This is a genomic window from Parabacteroides sp. merdae-related_45_40 (genome assembly GCF_001915675.1).
This window is the reverse complement of the sequence record NZ_MNQY01000088.1, coordinates 1-6,443: the sequence shown is the minus strand read 5'-3', so window position 1 is coordinate 6,443 and position 6,443 is coordinate 1. Positions and strand designations below refer to the sequence as shown.

4 protein-coding genes are annotated in these 6,443 nt (G+C 41.9%); all 4 read right to left on the bottom strand.

The features are described from left to right. Nucleotides 1-705, bottom strand: a 705-nt coding sequence (locus tag BHV83_RS11040) for an FAD-dependent oxidoreductase (protein ID WP_286757519.1), incomplete at its 3' end; no start/stop codon positions are given. A gap of 115 nt (nt 706-820) precedes the next feature. After that, entirely contained in the window at nt 821-2,659 is a 1,839-nt protein-coding gene (locus BHV83_RS11035) for a RagB/SusD family nutrient uptake outer membrane protein (protein WP_005645338.1), read from the bottom strand. A gap of 16 nt (nt 2,660-2,675) precedes the next feature. Beyond that, nucleotides 2,676-6,023 carry a SusC/RagA family TonB-linked outer membrane protein gene (locus tag BHV83_RS11030; RefSeq protein ID WP_270518014.1) on the bottom strand — a complete coding sequence of 1,116 codons (3,348 nt, stop codon included), beginning with the start codon at nt 6,021-6,023 and terminating at the stop codon, nt 2,676-2,678. A gap of 117 nt (nt 6,024-6,140) precedes the next feature. Next, a partial coding sequence (locus BHV83_RS11025; protein ID WP_286757518.1) for a DUF4974 domain-containing protein occupies nt 6,141-6,443 on the bottom strand: 303 nt, incomplete at its 5' end.

Sequence of the window (6,443 nt, the reverse complement as noted above, 5' to 3'; positions counted from 1 at the left end):
CAGTGTATTAGGTTGGATTCCCCAACATAAGCCACTATTCGGATCGCCTTCTTTTAGATATGGGTCTACTCCGTCCGGAAATTGATGCCAGAAAGACATTTGGACTCCGTTAAGAGTCTCGTCGTGTTCTTCGTTTCCTTCACGTCCTACAAAATAAGAGACACCGGCTTTTGCCATTAAATCGCCTTCATACGAACAATCAATGAATTGTTTGGCTTTAACCCGTATCAAGGTCTTTTTATCCGGTTGTTGGGAGTCTTCCAAAGTGATACTTTTTATTCTTTTATTCTGAACTTGAGCATCTGTTATGCGACGATAATACAGGACATCCAAATCTGCATCTTTCACAAAGCGGTTCATGGTTGCAGTCGCGACACTTGGGGGAAAAGTCCATTGCTCGAATTTATTATAATGCTCTCCAATACGACGATAGAAAAGGCGTGCCAATCCGGTAACTGCATATTTGTTTCCGATATCTGTCATTCCGAGACCGCCGGTAGTCATACCTCCTAAATATTTGCCAGGCTCTACCAAAAGAACGGATTTACCCATTTTTTTTGCAGAGTAAGCAGCTACAACACCTGCGGATGTTCCTCCGTATATGCAAATATCGACTTCTTTGACAGCGGATGTATTTTCCTTTTTTTGAAAATGGCAGGAAAATAATGTTATACAAAGAATACAAGGAAATAATTTATACTTCATAATGGCGATATTTATTAATCGAAGTTTTAAAAATATTATTTCAATGGATAATCGAAGCCTCAATTATGGATTTTCAATGTTGAAAATCCATAATTGAGGCTTCGATTGCTAGAGATTAATACCCGTCGTTTTGCGTTAGGTTACCGTTGACCAAAATATCGTTAGCTGGAATAGGCCACAAATAGTTTTTCTTTGGGTCAAAAGACATTTTGTAGAATGTAGTGATATATCCAGCGGTTTCCATAGGTGCAAGATTGGGCAGTCCGTTTTCATCGATTGTCGGTATGCCACCGATAGGATAGTTACCTTCGTCCCAGTTCTTTAACAAAGTTATGAAGTCTTGAGACAATTCGATGTTTGATTCACTGCCGGTCAAACCATTCCAATTGGCGGAGTTAGACCAGGCACGATTCAAGTAATACATGGACTTGTTGTGTGATTTTTCAGCAATGCGCCAACGCAACAGGTCGCGATAACGAATCCCCTCGAATGCGAATTCCGAACGACGGTCCATGCGGATTATTTTGCGTAAAGCCTCTTGTGATTGTACTTCTACGCGGGGGTAAGCGATACCTGTTTCGCGATAGGCACGTTCACGGATCAGATTGATCGTTTTGTCCAAGTCGTCTTGTGTACATTGTCCCATTTCGTTCTTCGCTTCCACGTAAGTCATCAGTACCTCAGCATAACGTAGGTATGGATAACAGTTGTCTGCTTTTAGATTATAATTGTTGAAATCTTTCCAGTCATCCTTCACAAATTTACGGAGAATCAATCCGTTATAAGCAGAATGTTGATTCGATGCTTTGGAGTCAGTGTTGACTACCATTTTACCGGTAGACACTTCGTATACCGTATTTGCATAAGGACTGGGATTGAATTCATAGCCTAATGTGATATAATCTGGATATTTTTCAGGAAATGTCCCATCTTTTTTGGACTGTTCATATTCTGCATAGTCAGCAGAGTATTTAGTTTTGAAAGGTTGGATTGTCATTGCCAGACGCGGGTCTCGGTTGGCAAATGGATCTTTCGGGTTATAGAGCGGTGATTTGTCAATAGGCAAACCGTCCGTGCAGGTGTAGGAACAGAACAACTCCAATGATGGACTTTGGTTGCAATGGCCACCGATTTTGCGTATGACAAAGTCACGTACATTTTCCATGAAACCATATCCTTTTTTTAATGTCAAGTCTCCTTTGAAATAAAACATAAATTCGGGAGAACTGGTAGCTTGGAACATTTCCCGATAATTGTCGTGTAATTTGTAGACTCCGAGATCCATACATTTTTGTGCAGCATCAACGGCGGTTTGCCAGTCTTCGTGGAAGAGGGCAAAACGGGCTTTGAAACCGAGGGCGGCTCCTTTGGTCGGCCGTTGTTGACCTTTGTAGGAATTGGGCAGATATTCGGCCGCTTTGTCTAAACATTCAAAAGCATATGCAAGCACTTCGTTTTTGGGTGAGCGGGTTGCCACGTATGCTTCATCCAAAGTCATACCTTTATTCAACACGCAATCTCCATAATAGGCAGTCAGTTCACAGTAGGCAAACCCTAACATGAAATAGGCTTCCCCCTTGTATTGGTTTACTTTGCTTTCACTGATTCCGGTCGCAGAACCATTGTCCAATGCTTGAATTACTTTTGTTGCACGGGCGATGGACTTGTATAAGGAACTCCAGCGTGTGGAGGAGGTCCCCCATTGAGAAGTGACTGTTCCGAGCGTAACTTCGTTGGAACCATTTCGGTTTAACAAATCATCATCCCAATAGATGGCGTCAATCGGGAAGAAGTCTGGTCTCCACAAATCATTAAGTGCCATTTCTATTTCGGTTTCATCGTGATACCAATTTTCACTCGATCCTTCAGAAAGTGGATTTAGGTCGAGGTTTGCACAGGCTGTCATGCTTAGTGAGACTATTCCGGTTAATAGATATTTGTTTATTTTGTTCATAACAGGATTTTTTTAATTAAAATGAAACATTCAAGCCAAAAATATAAGAAGACATGATCAAGTCTTTTGCGCGATCCCCCCATTCGGGATCGAATCCTTCGGGATATTTCGAGAAGGCAGGCAGGTCATTCGCACTGAAATAGACTCTCAACTTGTTAACAAAAAACTTCTTCGTGAATTCAGATGGGAGCGTATAACCTAATGTGATGTTTTTGATACGCATATAAGCTCCGTTGAAAATATAGAAGTCACTTTTTGCATAAATATTGGCACTATTGGTCGTCAATTTCGGATATTTTGCCTTGGCATTTTCTGCATCCGTTGCTGTCGGACTCCAATGGCTTTCGATCAGATTTACCGGACAAGCATATGCTTGATAATTGAATGGTGTACCGGGCCAGTTCCAGTAGGCTAATTGATGTCCAACACCTTGAAATGATAAATTGAAATCCAAGCCTTTCCATTCTGCCCATAGAGAGCCACCGTATTGCATTTCTGGTAGGGAATTGCCCAAGCGTACACGATCGGCGGAAGCAGTGATTTTGCCGTCTCCATCTATATCTTGGTAACGTATGTTACCTGCTTTATCGTTGTTAGTCAGAACTGGAATGGTATTTCCGTTTTCGTCCAACATGGCAGCATCATTCAAGATAATGCCCATACTTTTGTATCCGTACCATTCGTTAAAATAAGACCCTTCTTCAGTGATCTTGTTATCATCGATTTTCTGTCGGTTTGCCATGTATCCCATTTTAGAACGATAATCGGACAAATTGAAACTTACACCGTATCGGAAATCGTTGATTTGATCGCTCCAGGAAAGTTCAAGATCCCAACCTTTCGTATTCATATCGGCTGCGTTGTTTTGCGGTGCGTTATAACCAAAATAAGAAGGGAATCCAACTTCCATCAGCATATCAGTTGTCTTTTTGTAATAATAATCGGCTGATGCACGAAGTCTGTTATTTAGCAAAGTGATGTCAGCTCCGAAACCATAGGTGGTGGTCGTTTCCCATGTTAGGTTGTTGAAAGCATAGTCTGTCTGATAAGCCGTTTGTACGACATCTGCTACACCTGTAGTTGCATTTGGAATAAAACCTGTGCCAAAACTGAGTATTGCTTGATAAGGAAACTCCTTCCCTAGACGTTCGTTTCCCAATTGTCCAATTGAACCGCGTAACTTTAAATAATCTACAATGCTTTTGTTGAACCAAGGTTCTTCGGAAATAACCCAACCTGCACTAACGGAAGGAAATGTACCCCAACGGTGGCCATCAGCAAAACGTGAAGAACCATCTGAGCGAATATTAGCTTGCAGCATATAGCGATCTGCCCATGAATACATGATACGACCGAAGAATGAACGATAGGCATTATGTCCAGCTTTTCCGCTATTGTATTGGTAGTCTTCAGGCCCTAAATTCAAGTAAGGATAATTGACCAAATTAAAATTGGTTCGTGAAGCACCTTCTTCTTCCCATTTGTAAGAATAATCTTCATAACCAGCCATCAATCCGATAGAGTGGCGTTTCAGTTGCATTTTATAGTTGGCATAGAACTGCTTAGTCAAGCTATGGTTGTCGTTACGACTTTCACTGAGACTAGTTGAAGCATAGCCAACTCCGGGAATCGGGTCACCGGTGATCCGGTAGACTTCGTATCTTTTGCGATGGTCTTTTCCTTTGTAAAAAGAATATTTTGGTGCTACGATGGCAGTTAATGTTAATCCTTCTATGGGTGTGATATCTAATTGTAATTTACCACCCACACTGTAGTTCTGTTTTTTCATGGAACCGCCTAATTGGTGCTCGGCAATAGGGTTGTCACCATCTTTGCCATCGGCAAAACGTCCGTCAGACCAATAAGCATTGTAGATCGGTGCACGCTCCATTAAGGTAAAGATCGATCCGTGAGGTTCATTTGCGTTAGAATAGAGTAAATTCAAGTCAACATTGGCATGTATCCAATTATTGATTTGGTAGTCATTGTTCGTGCGGATATTGAAACGCTCGTAGTCTTTTGTTTGGATAAGTGCTTCCGAATTGTAATAGTTGAGACTGAAGTTTGTTTTCAGTTTTTCCGTACCTCCACTGAGCGAGAGAGAGTGTCTTTGGTGATGTGTGCTACTTTTCAATCCTAAATCCATAAAGTCGGTATCTGCATAGCGGTCCGGATCTTCAGCTCGTAGTTGTGCGTAATTGTTGATTACATCTTCGGAGTAAAGTGAATGGAGGGATGATGCACCATCGTTGAAAGCTAATTCGTTAAGACCACTCATCCATTGTACGGCATTAGCGAATTTAGGTTTTGCGGTCGGTGTGTTGATGCCGTATTCTCCATTATATGAAAGATGGAATTCCTTGTTTTTGGCACGTTTGGTTGTGACCAATATGACACCTGCCGCTGCGCGTGAACCGTAAATAGCAGCCGAAGCTGCGTCTTTCAAAACCTGAATGTCTTTTACGTCTTCAGGGGCAATATCTGTAAGAGTGCCAGGCACTCCATCCACGATCACTAATGGGTCATTAGTTGACATGGTCGTGACACCACGTACGCGGATAGTAGCTCCGGCTGACGGGTCGCCGCTGGAACGTGTGATCTGTACGCCGGCCATCTGTCCTTGTAATTGACTGGAAAGCTGCGGTGTACTCTTCATCCGAAGTTTGTCGCCTCCCAAAGAAGAGGTCGATCCTGTCAGGTCGATTTTGCGTGCCGTACCGTAGCCGATCACGACGACTTCATCCAATGTCTCCGAATCTTCTTCGAGGATGATGTTGTAGGAGTTTTGTGAACCGACTTTTATTTCGGTCGGCTTGTATCCGATGTAGGAGATCGAAAGTATAGCACCTGGTGCTATACTGATGTTGAAGAGGCCTTCAACATCAGTAATGGACCCGTTAGTCGTTCCTTTCTCTACAACATTGGCTCCGATGATCGGGTCACCGTTATTGTCTAGGACTTTCCCCGTGATTTGCTTGGCCTGTTGTTGCCGTGCGTATGCTTTTCGCATAATGTTGATATTCCGATCGTTGATCGTATAAGTCAGTCCTGTTCCTGTCAATGCTTGTGTCAGGATTTCATCGATTTGATTACTGTTGGCCTTTATGTTGACTTTAATGTCTGCAACATCTTTATCTACATAGAAAAATAGGAATTCGCTTTGTTTTTCTATCTGTGAAAACAAGTCGGTGAGAAGCATCCGTTCAGTTTTGATGGATATCACTACCGATTGTGAATAGGTAGGTTCCGCTTGCATAGTGGAAGGTAAAACTGTTAATAGCGAAACCGCCGTAATTTTTGTAATTGCTACTAATTTTTTCAGGCTTTCAGGATGAAGATGCCTGTAATACGAAACATTTTTCATGCTTATGTATTGATTTAAGAGATTAATAATTTACTTGTTTCATGGTGTGACCCTGTTCGCTTAGTGTAGGTCTCAGTGCTACTTTTAACATTAGCGTTTTCTCATAGGCATTATTTTTTAGTGTGCATGTTGGATATGATAATTTCCTGTTTTATTCGTCCACCGTATAGGCAAACTGTGTGAGATTACTTTTAGGATCTGTTCTATGCTTTGTTTTTGATTGAATGTACCGGAAACGGTGATGGATGGATCTGCCAGTCTTTCATCATCAATCCGGATTTCTACTTGGTAGATGTCTTTCAAGTTCTCGATCAATTCGGTGAATGGAATCGATTTGTATTTCAACAGACCGTCTTTCCAAGCTGTGAAAGTGTCGGTGTCTATTTCTTTGACATCCACCTTGTTTGTCGACCGGTTGAA

Excerpts from the sequence above, each read along its gene's own strand:
- BHV83_RS11035 (WP_005645338.1), bottom strand. The coding sequence starts at position 2,659 with ATGAACAAAATAAACAAATATCTATTAACCGGAATAGTCTCACTAAGC.
- BHV83_RS11030 (WP_270518014.1), bottom strand. The coding sequence starts at position 6,023 with ATGAAAAATGTTTCGTATTACAGGCATCTTCATCCTGAAAGCCTGAAA.